At 66.5% G+C, this 18,088-nt stretch carries 14 protein-coding genes, 1 other RNA gene and 1 pseudogene; 11 read left to right on the plus strand and 5 right to left on the minus strand.

All coding sequences use genetic code 11. From position 1 onward, the window contains the following. Window positions 1-105 precede the first annotated feature (105 nt). The 5 genes from AC1KAT_RS03250 to ompA all read right to left on the minus strand — a co-directional run bounded on the left by AC1KAT_RS03250 (window position 106) and on the right by ompA (window position 4,349). A complete protein-coding gene (locus AC1KAT_RS03250) occupies window positions 106-1,581 on the minus strand; it encodes a sigma-54 interaction domain-containing protein (RefSeq protein ID WP_480322728.1) in 1,476 nt (491 codons plus the stop codon). Between the two features lie 225 nt (window positions 1,582-1,806). Next, window positions 1,807-2,177: a transfer-messenger RNA gene (gene ssrA, locus AC1KAT_RS03255) on the minus strand. 14 nt (window positions 2,178-2,191) lie between these two features. Next, the gene (gph, locus tag AC1KAT_RS03260; RefSeq protein WP_480322730.1) at window positions 2,192-2,857 is read right to left on the minus strand and encodes a phosphoglycolate phosphatase; all 666 of its coding nucleotides are present in this window, start codon (window positions 2,855-2,857) and stop codon (window positions 2,192-2,194) included. Next, on the minus strand, window positions 2,854-3,555 hold the full coding sequence (gene ubiG / locus AC1KAT_RS03265; RefSeq protein ID WP_480322732.1) for a bifunctional 2-polyprenyl-6-hydroxyphenol methylase/3-demethylubiquinol 3-O-methyltransferase UbiG: 702 nt from the start codon (window positions 3,553-3,555) through the stop codon (window positions 2,854-2,856). The genes gph and ubiG overlap by 4 nt, the downstream gene beginning before the upstream one ends. 104 nt (window positions 3,556-3,659) lie before the next feature. Beyond that, window positions 3,660-4,349 (minus strand): outer membrane protein OmpA, encoded by a 690-nt coding sequence (gene ompA / locus AC1KAT_RS03270; protein ID WP_480322734.1) that lies wholly within the window; start codon window positions 4,347-4,349, stop codon window positions 3,660-3,662. A gap of 266 nt (window positions 4,350-4,615) precedes the next feature. Between ompA and gyrA the strand changes: the two genes are divergently transcribed. The 11 genes and pseudogenes from gyrA (at window position 4,616) to rfaD (ending at window position 17,988) form a co-directional block, all read left to right on the plus strand. Beyond that, window positions 4,616-7,258 (plus strand): DNA gyrase subunit A, encoded by a 2,643-nt coding sequence (gene gyrA, locus AC1KAT_RS03275; RefSeq protein ID WP_480322736.1) that lies wholly within the window; start codon window positions 4,616-4,618, stop codon window positions 7,256-7,258. Then, window positions 7,255-7,851, plus strand: a complete 597-nt coding sequence (locus AC1KAT_RS03280; protein WP_480322738.1) for a DUF2059 domain-containing protein — start codon at window positions 7,255-7,257, stop codon at window positions 7,849-7,851. Before gyrA ends, AC1KAT_RS03280 begins: the two co-directional genes overlap by 4 nt. A 137-nt stretch (window positions 7,852-7,988) precedes the next feature. Further along, on the plus strand, window positions 7,989-9,095 hold the full coding sequence (gene pheA / locus AC1KAT_RS03285; RefSeq protein ID WP_480322740.1) for a prephenate dehydratase: 1,107 nt from the start codon (window positions 7,989-7,991) through the stop codon (window positions 9,093-9,095). A 22-nt stretch (window positions 9,096-9,117) separates the two neighbouring features. Then, window positions 9,118-9,999 carry a prephenate dehydrogenase gene (locus tag AC1KAT_RS03290; protein ID WP_480322742.1) on the plus strand — a complete coding sequence of 294 codons (882 nt, stop codon included), beginning with the start codon at window positions 9,118-9,120 and terminating at the stop codon, window positions 9,997-9,999. 59 nt (window positions 10,000-10,058) lie between these two features. Next, window positions 10,059-12,104: a bifunctional 3-phosphoshikimate 1-carboxyvinyltransferase/cytidylate kinase gene (locus AC1KAT_RS03295; protein ID WP_480322744.1), complete on the plus strand. Its 2,046-nt coding sequence runs from the start codon at window positions 10,059-10,061 to the stop codon at window positions 12,102-12,104. A 129-nt stretch (window positions 12,105-12,233) separates the two neighbouring features. Further along, entirely contained in the window at window positions 12,234-13,949 is a 1,716-nt protein-coding gene (gene rpsA, locus AC1KAT_RS03300; protein ID WP_480322746.1) for a 30S ribosomal protein S1, read from the plus strand. A gap of 56 nt (window positions 13,950-14,005) precedes the next feature. Continuing rightward, window positions 14,006-14,347, plus strand: a pseudogene (locus tag AC1KAT_RS03305) (integration host factor subunit beta); the annotation flags it as partial. Window positions 14,348-14,456: 109 nt separating this feature from the next. After that, window positions 14,457-14,774 (plus strand): LapA family protein, encoded by a 318-nt coding sequence (locus AC1KAT_RS03310; RefSeq protein ID WP_480322748.1) that lies wholly within the window; start codon window positions 14,457-14,459, stop codon window positions 14,772-14,774. After that, entirely contained in the window at window positions 14,764-15,918 is a 1,155-nt protein-coding gene (gene lapB / locus AC1KAT_RS03315; protein ID WP_480322750.1) for a lipopolysaccharide assembly protein LapB, read from the plus strand. The genes AC1KAT_RS03310 and lapB overlap by 11 nt, the downstream gene beginning before the upstream one ends. Beyond that, the gene (rfaE1, locus tag AC1KAT_RS03320; protein WP_480322752.1) at window positions 15,918-16,862 is read left to right on the plus strand and encodes a D-glycero-beta-D-manno-heptose-7-phosphate kinase; all 945 of its coding nucleotides are present in this window, start codon (window positions 15,918-15,920) and stop codon (window positions 16,860-16,862) included. Before lapB ends, rfaE1 begins: the two co-directional genes overlap by 1 nt. 115 nt (window positions 16,863-16,977) lie before the next feature. After that, window positions 16,978-17,988, plus strand: coding sequence for an ADP-glyceromanno-heptose 6-epimerase (gene rfaD, locus AC1KAT_RS03325; protein ID WP_480324293.1), 1,011 nt, complete (start codon window positions 16,978-16,980; stop codon window positions 17,986-17,988). The last annotated feature ends 100 nt before the right edge of the window (window positions 17,989-18,088 follow it).

The raw sequence follows: 18,088 nt of genomic DNA on the forward strand, positions 1-18,088 counted from the left end.
TTGTCTCAGGGCGCACCCATCCCCCTAACTTGCGACAGCGCGGCCCAGAAGCGCAAAGGGCCAGCAATCGCTGGCCCTTGCGGGGATGATCGTTCGCACGTGAACTCAGTCGGGCGACACGGCCCACTGCGGCCGGTAGGGCGTGGGCTCGATGCGGTACTTGCGCATCAGCTCGAAGAACGCGCGGCGGTTCTTCTTCGCGGCACGCGCCGCGTGCGTGACGTTGCCGCCGTTCGAGGCCAGCAACTGCTGGATGTAGCTGCGCTCGAAGTTTTCGACCACGCGCGCCTTGGCCGCACGAAACGACTCGTCGGCCGCGGCCACCGGCGTGTCGGCCTCGGGCGGGGTGCCGTCGAGGTCGATGTCGGCGGCATCGAGCACCCCGTGCGTGCACATCAGCACCGCGCGCTCGATCACGTTCTTCAGCTCGCGCACATTGCCGGGCCAGTCGTGCGCCAGCAGCTTCTTGAGGGCCGAGGGCGACAGCGACGGCTCGGCGCAGCGCCACTGCTTGGCGGCGGCGCGCAAGAAGAACATCGCCAGCTGCGGCACGTCGTCGCGCCGTTCGCGCAGCGCGGGCAGGCTGAGCATCAGCACGTTGAGGCGAAAGAACAGGTCCTGCCGGAACACGCCGCGCGCGGCCAAGTCGCCGAGTTGGCGGTTGCTCGCGGCGATCACGCGCACGTCGGCGTGCGCCACGTGGTTCGATCCGACCGGGCGGTATTCCTTCTCTTGCAGAAAGCGCAGCAACTTGGCCTGCGCGCTGTAGGGCAAGGCGTCGATCTCGTCGAGAAAGAGCGTCCCCCCCTCGGCTTCGCGCACCAGCCCCGGCCGCGCGGTGTGCGCGTGCGTGTAGGCGCCCTTCACGTGGCCGAACAGCTCGGCCTCGACCAGCTCGGTCGGGATGGCCCCGCAGTTGAGCGCCACCCACGGCTTGCCGGCGCGCGGCGAGAGGTAGTGGATGGCCTGGGCGCAGACCTCTTTGCCGGTGCCCGTCTCGCCCAGGATCAACACCCCGGCGTCGTAGCGCGCGAGCAGCGGCAGGCGGTCCACCTGCCGCATGAACACCGGGCTGCCGCCGACGAGCTTGCGCAGGGCGGCCGGTCGGTGGGCATCAGTCGCGGGCTGGGCCGTGTGCAGGGGCGCATCGAGCAAGCCGCCCAGCGCACGGGTGCAACGCAGCTGAAGCTCGTCGTCGATGAGCGAGGCGCGAATGAAGTCGCTCGCCCCAGCAGCCAGCAAACGCCCGGTGGCGGCGGCGTCGAGATCGACCGCGACCGCGATCACCGGGCATGCCCCGCCCCGGGACCGGCGCGCGACGAGCGCATCGGCCGCCGCGTCGAGCCCGGTCGGGTCCACCAGCGGCAGCAGCAAGGCGGGCATCGGCGCATCGGCGGGCAGGCGCCCGTCGAGCACCCGCACATCCACCTGGGGCCACGCCCCCAGCAGCCGCGACACGCGCTGCGCGAGTGCGGCCTGCGCCGGGCTGGTCTGCACCACGCCCACCACCCAGGGCAGCGTCGCGGCCCCGTCGCGCACTGGCGATGACGTGTGTTCGAGTCCCGAGCCGATCTGCCGCATGACAACTCCCTTGTCGTCCCGGCGCACAACCCCGACCTGCAGCACGTGGCCACGCCTTGCAGCGACTCTAGTGACGGCGCGCCTGACGACCAGCCCCTAAGGTTCGGGAGAGCGCTGCGGAAGGATTGATCTCAGGCAAACCTGTGAAGCCTCGCCCACCGATGCCACCTCAGACGCAAAAAAGCCCCTGGGTCCGAAGACCCAGGGGCTTGTTGCGTTCTGGACTGGTGGAGCCGGGGGGAATCGAACCCCCGTCCGCGAGCCTTTGTCAGGCAGATCTACATGCTTAGCTGACTGATTTGGTTTTAATGGAGCCGGTCGCGCAGCAGCACGCTACCGTCCCCACGAGTCACTTGATTTGATCTCTCGACGAGTGACCCGCCGAGAGACGATCCCATGTGAATGACCTCGCAGTCCTTGGGTTACCCCTCAGACCCAGCCCATGGGCCAACTGTTGCGAGGCTCACCGGTTTTAAGCGGCGAGGGCGTACGAAGAGTCGTTCGCAGTTACTTTGTTTCCAGTGGATTTACGAGCGAACTGGTGCTCGGCATGCCCTGTTCCAACTCCGTACCCACGTCGAAGCCAGGTCGGCCCCAGGCAAGGGGGAGTTTAGGCCATGCGCAGCCATTTCAAGAGCTGATCGGGCACTTCGATGACATGGTCGGCGCCCCAGGCCTCAATTGGCTCTCGGTCACCCAGGTATCCCCATCGGACCGCGATCGTGCGCATACCAGCGGCACGGCCGGCCTGGACGTCGCGAAGGTCATCGCCAACGTACACGCAGTCTTGCGGCGGCACGCCCATGCGCCGCGCCGCCTCGAGCAAGGGCGCAGGGTGCGGTTTGGGGTGCGGCGTGGTGTCACCGCTGACCACCGCGGCGGCCAGTTCGTCCAGCCCCAAGGCCTGCACCAGCGGGTGCGTGAAGCGCTCGGCCTTGTTCGTGACGATGCCCCAGGGCATCGGGTGGCGCTGCAAGGCGTCGAGCACCGGCGCCATCGCATCGAACACGCGTGTGTCTCGCGTCATGCGCGCCTCGTAGCGCGAAAGAAACTCGTTTCGCAGAGCCTCGAAGCCCGCCTGCGCCGGCGAAACGCCCAGCGCCACACCCAGCATGCCTCGTGCGCCCGCCCCGACCATGGGGCGGAATTGCGCATAGGGCAAGGGGGGCAGGTCACGGGCCGCGCGCATCTCGTTGCCAGCGCCGGCCAAGTCGGGCGCGCTGTCGATCAGGGTGCCATCCAGGTCGAACAGCACCGCACGAACGGGCGCGCTCATGTCGGCTTGCGGCACGCGAGCAGGAAGTTCACCCCCGTGTCGCCCGACAGGCGGTAGCGGCGCGTCAGCGGGTTGTATTCCATGCCCTTCATCTGCACGAGGTCCAGCCCCGCGGCGCGGCACCACTGCGAAAGCTCGGAAGGCCGAATGAAACGCGCGTACTCGTGGGTGCCGGCCGGCAGCATCTTCAACAGATGCTCAGCCCCGACGATGGCGAACAGGAACGACTTGAGGTTGCGGTTGATGGTCGAAAAGAACACCCAGCCGCCGGGCTTGGCCAGCGTGAAGCACGACTGCACCACCGATTGCGGGTCGGGCACGTGCTCCAGCATTTCCATGCAGGTGACCACATCGAAGCTCGCCGGCTGCTCGGATGCCAGAGCCTCGGCGGCGACCTCGCGGTAAGCGACTTTGGGCGTCCCCGCTTCCATGGCATGCAATTGGGCAACCTTCAAGGCCTTGGTGGCCAAGTCGATGCCCAGCGCATCGGCCCCACGTCGAGCCATCGAATCGGTCAAGATGCCACCGCCACAACCGACATCGACGACCCGCTTGCCATTCAGGCGAGCGAAGCCGTCGATCCAGTCGAGCCGCAGGGGATTGATTTCATGCAGCGGGCGAAACTCGCTGTCTTTGTCCCACCAGCGGTGAGCCAGCTCACCGAATTTCGCCAATTCAAGAGGGTCGGCATTGGTCATCACGAGATCATAGCCACGCCCCCAATATCCGCAGCCACGCAAATCAAACGCACCAATGAAAAACCCCGCCGAAGCGGGGTTTTGCGGAGAGCTGAATCGAAAGATCAGCGGCGGGTACGGGTACCGACCACTTCGATTTCGACGCGGCGGTTCTTCGCCTTGCCATCCTTGGTCTTGTTGTCGGCGACGGGCTGCTTTTCGCCCTTGCCTTCGGTGTAGACGCGGTTGGTTTCGACGCCCTTGCTCACCAGATACTTCTTGACGGCTTCAGCACGCGAAACCGACAGCTTCTGGTTCATTGCATCGGAACCGTCCGAGTCGGTGTGGCCGACGGCGATGATGACTTCGAGGTTCACACCCGAGGTCTTCTCGACCAGATCGTCCAGCTTGGCTTTGGCGTCTTCTTTCAGCACCGACTTGCCGGTGTCGAAGAAGGCGTCAGCGGCGAAGGTCACCTTCTCGCTGACCGGAGCAGCCGGGACGGGCACCGGAGCGGGCGTCGGCGCCGGGGCGGGGGCTGCAGCAGGCGCGGGGGCCGGAGCGGGAGCCGGGGCAGCGGCCGGGGCGGGGGCCGGAGCAGCAGCGGGCTTCAGAGCACCGTCACAGGCCTGGTTGGCAGTGGCGGGCGTCCAGAACGTGTCACGCCAGCAGTTTTCACCGGTGCCGTTCCGCCAGGGTTGGCCGGCGCTGTTCACCCAGTTGTCGGCGCCGCTGGATTGAGCGAACACCGAAGCGGCCGACGAAGCAAGCAGGGCCGTGGCGAAGAGCGAGGCGACCTTATTCAGTTTCTTCATTGATTCTCCTCTCAAGGGAAGACGCAGATGACCTGCGAAACGTCCAAAACCGGATGCGAAAGCGCTGGTAAACCCTCGATATCACGAGCGATTACCACCGCGACTGATTGTGCCATAGGGTATCAAGCCGAACCCATTGTGCGGGCGAGCCCTCGCGCGGTCGAACCTCTTGTTGCGCGAGTGCCACAGGGTTGCGGACTTAGAATCCTCGGTCGCGCTCGCGGCCCCGCGGGCGTTTCGTTCTTCAGGCCTCGCCTCACCCCCGAATGACCCAATTCGCCAAGGAAACTCTGCCCGTTAGCCTCGAAGAGGAGATGCGGCGTTCGTACCTCGACTATGCGATGAGCGTGATCGTCGGGCGCGCGCTGCCCGATGCGCGCGACGGCTTGAAGCCCGTGCATCGCCGCGTGTTGTTTGCGATGCACGAGTTGAACAACGACTGGAACCGGCCGTACAAGAAGTCGGCCCGTATCGTCGGCGACGTCATCGGTAAGTACCACCCGCACGGTGACCAATCGGTGTACGACACGGCGGTTCGCATGGCGCAAGATTTTTCGATGCGCCACATGCTCATCGACGGCCAGGGCAACTTCGGCTCGGTGGACGGCGACAACGCCGCGGCCATGCGGTACACCGAAATACGCCTGTCGAAGATCGCGCACGAAATGCTCGCCGATCTGGACAAGGAAACGGTCGACTTCCAGCCCAACTACGACGGCAGCGAGAAGGAACCGAAGGTCCTGCCGAGCAAGCTGCCGAATCTGCTGGTGAACGGCTCGGGCGGCATCGCGGTGGGCATGGCGACGAACATTCCGCCGCACAACCTGAACGAGGTCGTGGACGCCTGCCTGCACCTGCTGCGCAACCCCGAGGCGACGATCGACGAGTTGATCGAGATCATCCCGGCGCCCGACTTCCCCACCGCCGGCATCATTTATGGCACGAGCGGCGTGCGCGAGGGCTACCGCACCGGTCGCGGCCGCGTGGTGATGCGCGCGAAGTGCCACTTCGAAGACATCGACAAGGGCGCGCGCCAGTCGATCATCGTCGATGAGATCCCGTACCAGGTGAACAAGAAGAGCCTGCTCGAACGCATGGCCGAGCTGGTTCACGAGAAGAAGATCGAGGGCATCAGCCACATCCAGGACGAGTCCGACAAGTCGGGCATGCGCGTCGTCATCGAACTGAAGCGCGGCGAAGTGCCCGAGGTGGTGCTGAACAACTTGTACAAGCAGACGCAGCTGCAGGACACCTTCGGCATCAACATGGTGGCGCTGATCGATGGCCAGCCGAAGCTGTGCAACATCAAGGACCTGATCGAGGTCTTCCTCGAACACCGCCGCGAGGTCGTCACCCGCCGCACGGTGTTCGAATTGCGCAAGGCGCGCGAACGCGGCCACGTGCTCGAAGGCCTGGCCGTTGCGCTGGCCAACATTGACGAGTTCATCGAGACGATCAAGACCTCGCCCACGCCGCCGGTCGCCAAGCAGGCGCTCATGAGCAAGAGCTGGGATTCGTCGCTGGTGCGCGAGATGCTTTCGCGCGCCGAAGGCCAGACGCCGGGCGGCCGCGAGGCCTTCCGCCCCGAGAACCTGCCCAAACACTTCGGCATGCAAAGCGATGGTCTCTATCGCCTGTCCGAAGACCAGGCCGGTGAAATCCTGCAGATGCGCCTGCAGCGCCTGACAGGCCTCGAACAAGACAAGATCGTCAACGAGTACAAGGACGTGATGGCGGAGATCGCCGACCTGCTGGACATCCTCGCGACCCCCTCGCGCGTGACGACCATCATTTCGGATGAACTCACCGCGATCAAGCTCGAATTCGGCCAGACCAAGGTCGGCGCCCGCCGCAGCCAGATCGAGCACAACGCGCAAGACCTCGGCACCGAAGACCTGATCACGCCGACCGACATGGTCGTGACGCTGTCGCACACGGGCTACATCAAGAGCCAGGCCGTGTCTGAATACCGTGCGCAGAAGCGCGGCGGCCGCGGCAAGCAGGCCACGCAGACGAAGGAAGACGACTGGGTCGATCAGCTCTTCATCGCCAACACGCACGACTACATCCTGTGCTTCACCAACCGCGGCCGCGTGTATTGGCTGAAGGTCTGGGAAGTGCCCTCGGGCTCGCGCAACTCGCGCGGCAAGCCCATCGTGAACATGTTCCCACTGCAGCAGGGCGAAAAGGTCAACGTGGTGCTGCCGCTGACGGGTGAGTTCCGCAGCTTCCCGGCCGACCACTTCGTGTTCATGGCCACCGCGCAGGGCGTGGTCAAAAAGACGGCGCTCGATGAGTTCAGCAACCCGCGCAAGGCCGGCATCATCGCCGTCGATCTCGACGAGGGCGACTACCTCATCGGCGCAGCCCTCACCGACGGCAAGCACGACGTGATGCTCTTCAGCGACGGCGGCAAGGCCGTGCGCTTCGACGAAGACGACGTGCGCGCGATGGGCCGCAACGCCCGCGGCGTGCGCGGCATGGCACTCGAAGACGGACAAAGCGTGATCGCGATGCTGGTCGCCGAAGACGAATCGCAAAGCGTGCTGACTGCCACCGAAAACGGCTACGGCAAGCGCACGTCCATCGTGGAATACACGCGCCACGGCCGGGGAACCAAAGGCATGATTGCCATTCAACAGAGCGAGCGCAACGGCAAGGTCGTCGCGGCCACGCTGGTGCGCCCCGCCGACGAGATCATGCTCATCACCGACAAGGGCGTGCTCGTGCGCACTCGGGTGTCTGAAATCCGCGAACTGGGCCGCGCCACGCAAGGCGTCACGCTCATCTCGCTGGACGACGGCTCCAAGCTCAGCGGTCTGCAGCGCATCGTCGAGAACGATGCCAACCCGGACACCACCGAACCCGGCGACGACTCCGCGTCGCCATCCACGGAGACACCAGAATGATGAAGCGTATTGCCCTGCTGGCGCTGCTCGCCTGCACCTTGCAAGCGCAAGCGCAGACACCCGCAGCCGCCCCGTCCAGCCCCGCCAAGAAAGAGCTGGTCCAGAAGTTGTTGGTGCTGCAACGCCCGGGCCTCGAAAACCTGGCGCGCAGCCTGGTCGAGCGTCCGGCCATGCAAGTGATGCAAGAGGCCCGGCAGGTGATGCAGTCCGAGGTGCCCGCCGACAAGCGCGAAGAGGTCGGCAAGGCGATCCAGGCCGACGTCAAGAAGTACCTCGACGAGGCCGTGCCGCTGCTGTCCGACCGGGCCGTGAAGCTGGCCCCCAGCACGGTGGGCGCCACGCTCGAAGAGAAGTTCAGCGAAGACGAGTTGAAGCAGCTCGTCGCCTGGTTCGATTCGCCGACCTACAAGAAGTACGAGCAGGCCATGCCGCAAATGCAGGATGGCTTCGTGCAGAAGCTGGTGGCCGACTCGCGCACCATCATCGAGCCGAAGATCAAGGCGCTGCAGACCTCGGTCGGCAAGCGCCTCGGCGTCAGCGGCCCGGCCACGCCGGCAGCCTCGGGCGCCGCCGCCCCGGCCAAGAAGCGCTGACCATCGGCGGCGGGGCTTTGCGATGAAGCCTCGCCCCGCTTGAAGCGCGCCGGTTTCGCCTCGTTTCGTCTTCACCGTTCGGCTGCCCAGTCACCCCGCGGCCAAGCCTTTGCCCCGTGCCAGAATCCGCCCCCGCCATGGCTGAGCCCACCCCACCCATCAACCCTGAACTGCTGGTGCTGCGCACGCAGATCGACACGGTGGACCGCGAGTTGCTCGCGCTGGTGAACCGGCGCGCGAAGCTCGCGCAAGAGGTCGGTGAAGTCAAGAAGAAAGAGGGCTCGGTGGCCTTCCGCCCCGAACGCGAGGCCCAGGTCATCGATGGCCTGAAGGCGGCCAACCCCGGCCCGCTGATGGCCGAGAGCGTGGCGCCGATCTGGCGCGAAATCATGTCCGCCTGCCGGGCGCTCGAAACGCCCACGCGGGTGGCCTACCTCGGGCCCGCCGGCACCTTCAGCGAACTGGCGGCGCTGGGCTTCTTCGGCTCGTCGATCGTCAAGGTGGCCTGCGCGAGCATCGACGAGGTGTTTCGCACCACGTCGGCCGGCGCGGCCGACTTCGGCGTGGTGCCGGTCGAGAACAGCACCGAGGGCGTGGTCGCCCGTTCGCTCGACCTCTTCCTGACGACGCCGCTGTTCATCATTGGCGAGACCAGCCTCTTCGTGCGGCACAACCTGCTGCGCAAGACGAATTCGCTCGACGACATCCAGGCCGTGTGCGCGCACCCGCAAGCCCTGGCGCAATGCCATGGCTGGTTGAGCAACCACCTGCCGAACGTCGAACGGCGCCCGGTGTCGAGCAATGCCGAAGGCGCGCGCCTGGCCAGCCTCGACCCCACGCTCGTCGGCATTGCGAGCGAGCGAGCGGGCAGCGAATACGGCCTGCACGTGGTCGCCCCCGCCATCCAGGACGACCCGCACAACCGCACGCGCTTTGCCATCGTCACGCACCCGCAGCACCACCCGCAGCCCAAGGCCTCGGGGCACGACTGCACCAGCCTCGTGGTGTCGGTGGCCAACCGGCCGGGCGCGGTGCACGACATGCTGGTACCGCTCAAGAACCACGGCGTGTCGATGAGCCGTTTCGAGTCGCGCCCGGCACGCTCGGGGCAGTGGGAGTACTACTTCTACATCGACCTGCAAGGCCACCCCGACCAGCCCGAGGTGGCGGCCGCGCTGCGCGAGTTGCGCGCGGTGTGCGCATATTTCAAGTTGCTCGGCACGTATCCGATCGACACCCATTAAGAACTCTCACCACAGGGACACGATGTTCAACCAGCTCGGCGTCATAGGCTGCGGCCTGATGGGCGGCTCTTTCGCGCTTGCGTTGAAGCGTGCGGGGCTCGTCAAGCGTGTGATCGGCTACAGCAAGTCGCCGTCCACCACCGAGCGTGCCAAGAAGATGGGGGTCATCGACGACACCGCCGAATCGGCGCTGCTCGCGGTGTCGGGCTCCGACATCGTGCTGATGGCCGTGCCGGTGTCGGCCACCGAGGCCACCTTCAAGGCGATCCGCCACCTGGTCGAACCCGGCATGCTGCTGATGGACGTGGGCTCGACCAAGCGCGACGTGGTCGATGCCGCACGGCGCGTGCTGAAAGAACGCGCGGTGTCGTTCGTGCCCGCGCACCCGATCGCCGGCAAAGAGGTGTCGGGGGTCAGCCACTCCGACGCGGCGCTGTACACAGGCCGCCAGGTCATCCTGACGCCGCTGCCGCAGACCCTGCCCGAACACATCCAGAAGGCCACCGACGTGTGGGCCGCGATCGGCTCGCAGGTCTTGAAGATGACCGCCGAGAACCACGACGCGGCCTTTGCCGCCGTGAGTCACCTGCCACACCTGCTGGCCTTTGCCTTCTTCAACTCGGTGGCCAAGCAGCCGGCCGGCCGCGACTACCTCTCGCTGGCCGGTCCCGGCTTTCGAGACTTCACGCGCATCGCGGCCAGCGACCCGGCGGTCTGGCGCGACATCCTGATGGCCAACCGCGAAGAAGTGCTGAAGCAGTCCATGCGCTTTCGCCACACGCTCGACGCGATGGAGCACGTGGTCAAGACCGGCAACGTCGAGGCACTCGAAGAGATGATCCGCAGCGCCTCCGAGGCCCGTTCGGGCTGGCACCTGGGTGGATCGAAGGGCGGCAACCGCTGAGTTCGTCGCCCGCGTTGCATTCTTCGCGGTGAGCCGCGCCACCGCCCCGAGCTGTTTCCATGTTCACGACCCCGTTCCTCGACCTCCCGCCCCTGCAAGCCGCCCAGGGCATGGTGCGCCTGCCCGGCTCCAAGAGCATCTCGAACCGGGTGCTGCTGCTGGCGGGCCTGAGCGAAGGCACGACCGTCGTGCACGACCTGCTGGCGTCCGACGACACGCAGGTGATGCTCGACGCGCTGCGTGCGCTGGGCTGCGGGGTGGCGTCCGAAGGCTCGGGGGACCAGACCGTCTGGCACATCACCGGCCTCGGCGGCCGCTTGCAGACGCGCCAGGCCAAGCTCTTTCTCGGCAATGCCGGCACGGCGATGCGCCCGCTCACCGCGGCGCTGGCGCTGCTGGCGGCCACGCAGCTCGGTACCTTCGAGCTGAGCGGCGTGCCGCGCATGCACGAGCGCCCGATCGGCGACCTGGTCGATGCTTTGCGGCAGCTCGGCTGCCCGATTGACTACCTGGGCAACGAGGGCTACCCGCCGCTCAAGCTGTCGCCGACCACCAAGCCGCTGCAGACCACGCAGCCGATCCGCGTGCGTGGCGACGTGTCGAGCCAGTTCCTCACTGCGCTGCTGCTGGCCCTGCCGCTGGTGAGCGCCGAGCGCGCGATCACCATCGAAGTCGAAGGCGAACTGGTTTCGAAGCCGTACATCGACATCACGCTCAAGCTGCTGGCGCGTTTCGGCATCGCGGTGCAGGCCGAAGGCTGGCAGCGCTTCACCATCCCGCAGGGCAGCGCCTACCGCTCGCCGGGCAGCATCCACGTCGAGGGCGATGCGTCGTCGGCCTCGTACTTCGTCGCGCTAGGCGCCATCGCCGGCTTCGGCGGGCGGGCGGTCCGCATCGAGGGCGTGGGCAGCGCGTCCATCCAGGGCGACATCCGCTTCGTCGAAGCGGCGCAGGCCATGGGTGCGCAGGTCACGAGCGGGCCGAACTGGCTCGACGTGCGGCGTGGTGCGTGGCCGCTGAAGGCCTTGACGCTCGACTGCAACCACATCCCCGACGCGGCGATGACGCTGGCGGTGATGGCGCTCTATGCCGAAGGCACGACGCGGCTGACCAACATCGCCACCTGGCGCGTCAAGGAAACCGACCGCATCGCCGCAATGGCCGCCGAGCTGCGCAAGCTGGGTGCGACGGTCGAAGAAGGCGCCGACTTCATCGCCATCACGCCACCGGTGACGTGGACACCGGCCGCGATCCACACCTACGACGACCACCGCGTGGCGATGTGCTTCTCGCTGGCGGCGTTCAACCCGCTGGCCGCGCGCGATGGCCACACCGCGCCGCACGTGCCGGTGCGCATCCTCGACCCGCGCTGCGTGGGCAAGACCTTCCCGGACTACTTCGAGGCGCTGTTCAGCGTGGCCGAGGCCCGGTCTGAAGACGTGCCCGTCATCACCATCGACGGCCCGACCGCCTCGGGCAAGGGCACGCTCGCCAGCGCCGTGGCGCAGACCCTGGGCTACCACTTCCTCGATTCGGGCGCGCTGTACCGCGCCACCGCGCTGGCCGCGCTGCGCGCCGGCGTGTCCGAGGGCGATGAGGCGGGGCTCGCCCGCTGCGCCGCCGGGCTGAAGCTGCGCTTCCACGCCCACACCATCTGGCTCGACGAGGAAGACGTGAGCGACCTGCTGCGCCAAGAGCACGTCGGCGCGATGGCCTCGAAGGTGTCGGTCTGGCCGGCCGTGCGCGAGGCGCTGCTTCAGTTGCAGTACGCGCACCGCCGCCTGCCCGGCCTGGTGGCCGACGGGCGCGACATGGGCACGGTGATCTTCCCCGGCGCCGACCTCAAGGTATTCGTCACGGCGAGCGCCGCCGTGCGGGCCGAGAGGCGCCATAAGCAGTTGATTTCGAAGGGGATTCCTTCTAACATCGCCGACCTTCGTGCCGAACTGGAGGCGCGCGACGCCCGGGACCAATCCCGCGCCGTTTCGCCCTTGAAGCCGGCACAAGACGCGAAGCTGCTCGACAACTCCGCACTTTCGGTGGACGCCTGCGTCTCCCTGGTGCTGGCGTGGTGGCAGCAACGCAAGCCGTTCGGGCGGCAGTAGAACTACTGGTTCTTTTGCGTCCGTTCGATCCGAGCGCCGTCGTTTCCCCTTCTGCACTGCAACGGTGCGCTGAAACGACGGTTTGTTCAACCTAACCCCGCAACGCAAGTTGCGACAGAAAGTCCCCTCATGCCTCAAGCCCAAGCTGCCGCCCCGTCCGGGATGGAATCCTTTGCCGCCCTCTTCGAGGAGTCGCTGACTCGCTCGGAAATGCGCGCCGGCGAGGTCATCACCGCTGAAGTGGTGCGTGTCGAACACAACTTCGTCGTGGTCAACGCCGGCCTCAAGTCCGAAGCGTATGTGCCCATCGACGAATTCAAGAACGACCAAGGCGAACTCGAAGTTCAGCCGGGCGATTTCGTGTCGGTCGCCATCGATGCCGTCGAAAACGGCTACGGCGACACCATCCTGTCGCGCGACAAGGCCAAGCGCCTCGCCTCGTGGCTGTCGCTTGAGAAGGCGCTCGAATCGGGCGAGTTCGTGACCGGCACCGTCAACGGCAAGGTCAAGGGTGGTCTGACCGTCCTGGTGAACGGCATCCGCGCCTTCCTGCCGGGCTCGCTGCTCGACACGCGCCCCGTGAAGGACATGTCGCCCTTCGAGGGCAAGACCATGGAATTCAAGGTCATCAAGCTCGACCGCAAGCGCAACAACGTCGTGTTGTCGCGCCGCGCCGTGGTCGAAGCCTCGATGGGCGAAGAACGCGCCAAGCTGCTCGAAACCCTGTCCGAAGGCGCCATCGTCAACGGCGTGGTCAAGAACATCACCGAATACGGTGCATTCGTGGACCTCGGCGGCATCGACGGCCTGCTGCACATCACCGACATGGCCTGGCGCCGTGTCCGCCACCCGAGCGAAGTCGTTCAGGTCGGCCAAGAGCTGCAAGCCAAGGTCCTCAAGTTCGACGCCGAGAAGAACCGCGTTTCGCTGGGCATCAAGCAACTGGGTGACGACCCGTGGCACGGTGTGTCGCGCCGCTACCCGAACGGCACGCGCCTGTTCGGCAAGATCACGAACATCGCCGACTACGGCGCGTTCGTCGAAATCGAGCCGGGCATCGAAGGCTTGGTGCACGTCTCCGAAATGGACTGGACCAACAAGAACGTCGCCCCCAGCAAGATCGTTTCGCTGGGCGACGAGGTCGAAGTCATGGTCCTCGAGATCGACGAAGACAAGCGCCGCATCAGCCTGGGCATGAAGCAGTGCAAGGCCAACCCGTGGGAAGAGTTCTCGTCCACCGTGCAGCGCGGCGACAAGGTGCGCGGCCCGGTCAAGTCGATCACCGACTTCGGCGTGTTCGTGGGTCTGTCGGCCGGCATCGACGGTCTGGTCCACCTGTCGGACCTGTCGTGGAACGAGCCCGGCGAAGCCGCCGTGCGCAACTACAAGAAGGGCCAGGAAGTCGAAGCCGTCGTGCTGGCTGTGGACGTCGAGCGCGAGCGCATCTCGCTGGGCATCAAGCAGCTCGACTCCGACCCGTTCACGAGCTACACCTCGGTCAACGACCGCGGCATGATCGTGACCGGCAAGGTCAAGACCGTGGACGCCCGTGGCGCTGAAATCCAGCTGAACGACGACGTGACCGGCTACCTGCGTGCTTCCGAAATCAGCCGTGACCGCGTCGAAGACGCACGCAACGTGCTGAAGGAAGGTGACGAAGTCAACGCCCTGATCATCAACGTCGACCGCAAGACGCGTTCGATCCAGTTGTCGATCAAGGCCAAGGACAACGTCGACCAACAAGAAGCCATGCAGCGCCTGTCGCAAAGCAACGAGCGCGAAACGGCTGGCACCACCAGCCTGGGCGCCCTGCTGCGCGCCAAGCTGGACAACCAGAACAACTGATCGTCCCGATCGGTTCTCTGTCCCTCTGACCCGGATCGAGAAAGAAAAAGTCCAGGACCATGACCCGTTCCGACCTCGTGGCCCAACTGGCCGACAAATTCAGCCAGTTGACCCACCGCGACACCGAGTTCGCCGTCAAGACCATCCTGGACGCGATGTCCGACGCGCTCGCGCGCGGGCATCGCATCGAGATCCGGGGCTTTGGCAGCTTCTCCATCAACCGCCGGCCGCCACGCATGGGGCGCAATCCCCGTTCGGGCGAGCAGGTGGTGATTCCGGAGAAGCTCGTTCCCCATTTCAAGCCGGGCAAGGCGCTGCGTGAAGCCGTCGATGCCCAGGTTCCCGTCGTGGACGACCAACCCGCTTCGCCCGCCCCGGGCCTCGAAGAAGCCGCTTGATCGCCCCGGCCACGCGAGCCACGCCGAAGCGCGTGTGCTGCGTCGATTGCTTTCCCCACCGGCCGACCGGCAGCCGCCACGCACCTAGAATCGCGGCCTGCCTGCGCCCATGAGAATCGTCCTCTGGCTCGTTCGAGCCCTGCTCTTCTTCACCTTGTTTGCCTTCGCGCTGAACAACCAGCACGAGGCGGCCATTCGCTGGTTCTTCGGCCACGAGTGGCGCGCACCCATGGTCTTCGTGGTGCTGGCGGCGTTTTCGGGTGGCTGCATCTTCGGCGTGTTGGCGATGCTGCCGAGCTGGTGGAAGCACCGCCGCGTCGCGCACCGCCACCAGCGCGACCTGCCGGCCGAAGCCCAACCGGCACAAACGGCCACCAGCGTGCCGGCCGCCCTTCCCGACAACCACCCGCCCCGCGATGGACTTTGACCTTCAATGGCTGCTGCTGGGCCTGCCGCTCGCGTTCGCCTTCGGCTGGATCGCTTCGCGGCTCGATGTGCGCCAGTGGAAGCGTGAGCAACTCGAATCGCCCAAGGCCTATTTCAAGGGCCTGAACCTGCTGCTCAACGAGCAACAAGACAAGGCCATCGACGCCTTCATCGAAGCCGTCCAGCACGACCCCGACACCTCGGACCTGCACTTCGCGCTGGGAAACCTGTTTCGCCGTCGCGGTGAATACGAACGCGCGGTGCGCGTGCACCAGCACCTGCTCAACCGCGCCGACCTGCCCAAGGCCGAGCGCGACCGCGCCCAGCACGCGCTGGCACAAGACTTCATGAAGGCCGGCCTCTTCGACCGCGCCGAAGAGGCGTACCGCGCGCTCGATGGCACGGCCTTCGACACCGAGGCGCGGCTCGCGCTGCTGACGCTGCTCGAACGCTCGCGTGCCTGGCGCGGGGCGGTCGAGGTCGCGCAGAAGCTCGAACGCAGCGGCACCGGTTCGTTCTCGGCGCGCATCGCGCACTACTGGTGCGAACTGGCGCTCGAAGCCGACGCGCGCCAGCAGCCCGAAGAAGCCGACACCGCGCTGAAGCATGCGCGCGAGGCCGCGCCGCAATCGGCCCGCCCGCTGGTGCTGGGCGGTCAACGCGCATTTGCCAAGGGCGACCACGCCACCGTGATGCAGGTCTGGGGCGAACTGATGGCCGCGCACCCGACCGCCTTCAACCTCGTCGCCCGTGACTACGCGCAAAGTGCGCTCGCCATGGGCGCGCAGTCCATCGCACTTGAACCGTTGCGCACCCTGTACAAGCGCGCGCCAACGCTCGACCTGCTGGCGGCCATCACCGCCCTGGACGCCACGCCGCACGCCCAGCGCGAACGCGTGCTGGCGCACCTGCAAACCCAACCGTCCCTTTCGGCCGCGCAAGAACTGCTGCGCCAGACCGGGCCCGAAGCGCCGCTGGCCGCCGACGAGACCACCGCGCTGCGCGATGCGGTCGCGCGGGCCGCCAAGCCGTTGCAGCGCTACCGCTGCGCGGCCTGCGGCTTCGAGGCCCAGCACTACTTCTGGCAATGCCCGGGCTGCCTGAACTGGGACACCTATCCGCCGCAACGGCTGGAGGATCTCTGATGAGCCGACAACCCACCCGCGAGCAGTTGGCGAAGGCCCGCGTGCTGGTCGTGGGCGACGCCATGCTCGACCGCTACTGGTTCGGTGCGGTCGATCGCATCTCGCCCGAAGCGCCCGTGCCCGTGGTGCGTGTGAATCGCGAAGAAGAGCGCCTGGGCGGTGCCGCCAACGTGGCCATCAACGTCAAGGCCCTGGGCACGCAGGCCTCGCTGATCACCGTGGTCGGCGACGACGAACCCGGCCGCAAGCTCAAGGGCCTGATCGACGCGGCCGGCATCGGCACGCTGCTGGGCGTGGACCCGCAGCTCTACACCATCGTCAAGCTGCGCGTGATCGGCCGCTCGCAGCAACTGATCCGCGTGGACTTCGAGAACCAGCCGCGCCACGAGGCGCTGTCAGAGCGCCTGAGCGTCTATGAGCGCGTGCTGCCCGAGTACGACGCCGTGCTCTTCAGCGACTACGGCAAGGGTGGGCTCACGCACATCCCGCGCATGATCGAACTCGCGCGCCGGGCTGGCAAGCCGGTGCTGGTGGACCCGAAGGGCAGCGACTACGCGCGCTACGCCGGGGCCACGGTCATCACCCCCAACCGCGCCGAGCTGCAGCAGGTGATCGGCAGCTGGGACAGCGAAGAGCAATTGCACGAGCGCGCCCATGCCCTGCGCGCCAAGCTGAACCTGCAAGGCCTGCTGCTGACGCGCTCGGAAGAAGGCATGTCGCTGTTCGACGATGGCGATAACGGCGGCCACACGCAGGTGCCCGCGCAAGCCCGCGAGGTGTTCGACGTCACCGGCGCCGGCGACACCGTCATCGCCACCCTGGCCGCCATGCTGGCCTGCGGCCTGTCGATGCGCGATGCGATGCCGATTGCCAACCGCGCGGGGGGCATCGTGGTCGGCAAGTTCGGCACGGCCAGCGTCAGCTACGAGGAGTTGTTTGCATGAGCGAGAAACGCGATTGCGAGCGGGCCGAGCGCCAGGCCGCTCCCGAGCCGGCCCGCATCCCCCCGGGGGATCGGCCGATGTATTCGTCGGACAAGGGGTCCACATGGGCATGAGCATGAAAGTTGTCGTCACGGGTGCGGCCGGCATGATCGGCAGCAACCTCGTGCATGGGCTCAACGCCATCGGCATCGACGACGTGATCGCGGTCGATGACCTGACCGACGGCCCCAAGTACCGCAACCTGCTCGGCGCGCAGATCAGCGACTACTTCGACAAGAGCGAGTTCTACGCGCGCTTCGCCCAGGGCGAGTTCGGCAAGATCGACGTGGTGCTGCACCAGGGCGCGTGCTCCGACACGATGGAGCACAACGGGCGCTACATGCTCGACACCAACTACCGCTGCTCGAAAGACCTGCTCGACGCCTGCCAGCGCCAGGGCACGCGGCTGTTGTATGCGTCGTCGGCCGCCACCTACGGCGGCAGCGACACCTTCCGCGAAGAGCCGGCCTTCGAGCAGCCGCTCAACGTGTACGGATACTCGAAGCTGCTGTTCGACAACGTGGTGCGGCGCATGCTGCCGGCGGTGCAGTCGGGCCAGGGGCCGCAGGTCGCGGGCTTTCGCTACTTCAACGTCTACGGCCCGCGCGAGCAGCACAAGGGCCGCATGGCCTCGGTGGCCTTCCACCACTTCAACCAGTTCAACGAGACCGGCAAGGTCAAGCTCTTTGGCGAGTACGGCGGCTACGGCCCCGGCCAACAGTCGCGCGACTTCATCTCGGTGGACGACGTGGTCGCGGTGAACCTGTGGTTCATGCAAAACCCCGGGCAGAGCGGCATCTTCAACCTTGGCACCGGCCGCGCGCAACCGTTCAACGACGTGGCCGTGGCGACCGTGAATGCCTGCCGCGGCTTGAAGGGCGACGCGGCGCTGTCGCTGGCCGATCTGGTGGCGCAAGGCTTCATCGAGTACGTGCCCTTCCCCCAGGCGCTGGTCGGCAAGTACCAGTGCTACACGCAGGCCGACCCGACGCAGCTGCGCGCCACGGGTTGCACGCACAGCTTCGCCGATGTGGCGACGGGCGTGGAGCGCTATGTGGCCTGGTTGGCTGCGCAGCCAAAGGCCTGATCCGCGCCTCGTTCGATCGGCACGCCCGGTGAGTCTGGGGGCGAGCCGACGCTCACCCTCGGCCGGGGGCCCCCAAGGCTCGGCCGACATCCGGGGGAAT

The organism is Piscinibacter sp. PDB5-1 (assembly GCF_056676035.1).

Excerpts from the sequence above, each read along its gene's own strand:
- AC1KAT_RS03310 (WP_480322748.1), top strand. The coding sequence starts at position 14,457 with ATGAGAATCGTCCTCTGGCTCGTTCGAGCCCTGCTCTTCTTCACCTTG.
- pheA (WP_480322740.1), top strand. The coding sequence starts at position 7,989 with ATGGCTGAGCCCACCCCACCCATCAACCCTGAACTGCTGGTGCTGCGC.
- ompA (WP_480322734.1), bottom strand. The coding sequence starts at position 4,349 with ATGAAGAAACTGAATAAGGTCGCCTCGCTCTTCGCCACGGCCCTGCTT.
- ubiG (WP_480322732.1), bottom strand. The coding sequence starts at position 3,555 with ATGACCAATGCCGACCCTCTTGAATTGGCGAAATTCGGTGAGCTGGCT.
- AC1KAT_RS03250 (WP_480322728.1), bottom strand. The coding sequence starts at position 1,581 with ATGCGGCAGATCGGCTCGGGACTCGAACACACGTCATCGCCAGTGCGC.
- rpsA (WP_480322746.1), top strand. The coding sequence starts at position 12,234 with ATGCCTCAAGCCCAAGCTGCCGCCCCGTCCGGGATGGAATCCTTTGCC.
- AC1KAT_RS03290 (WP_480322742.1), top strand. The coding sequence starts at position 9,118 with ATGTTCAACCAGCTCGGCGTCATAGGCTGCGGCCTGATGGGCGGCTCT.
- gyrA (WP_480322736.1), top strand. The coding sequence starts at position 4,616 with ATGACCCAATTCGCCAAGGAAACTCTGCCCGTTAGCCTCGAAGAGGAG.
- rfaE1 (WP_480322752.1), top strand. The coding sequence starts at position 15,918 with ATGAGCCGACAACCCACCCGCGAGCAGTTGGCGAAGGCCCGCGTGCTG.
- AC1KAT_RS03295 (WP_480322744.1), top strand. The coding sequence starts at position 10,059 with ATGTTCACGACCCCGTTCCTCGACCTCCCGCCCCTGCAAGCCGCCCAG.
- lapB (WP_480322750.1), top strand. The coding sequence starts at position 14,764 with ATGGACTTTGACCTTCAATGGCTGCTGCTGGGCCTGCCGCTCGCGTTC.
- rfaD (WP_480324293.1), top strand. The coding sequence starts at position 16,978 with ATGAAAGTTGTCGTCACGGGTGCGGCCGGCATGATCGGCAGCAACCTC.
- AC1KAT_RS03280 (WP_480322738.1), top strand. The coding sequence starts at position 7,255 with ATGATGAAGCGTATTGCCCTGCTGGCGCTGCTCGCCTGCACCTTGCAA.
- gph (WP_480322730.1), bottom strand. The coding sequence starts at position 2,857 with ATGAGCGCGCCCGTTCGTGCGGTGCTGTTCGACCTGGATGGCACCCTG.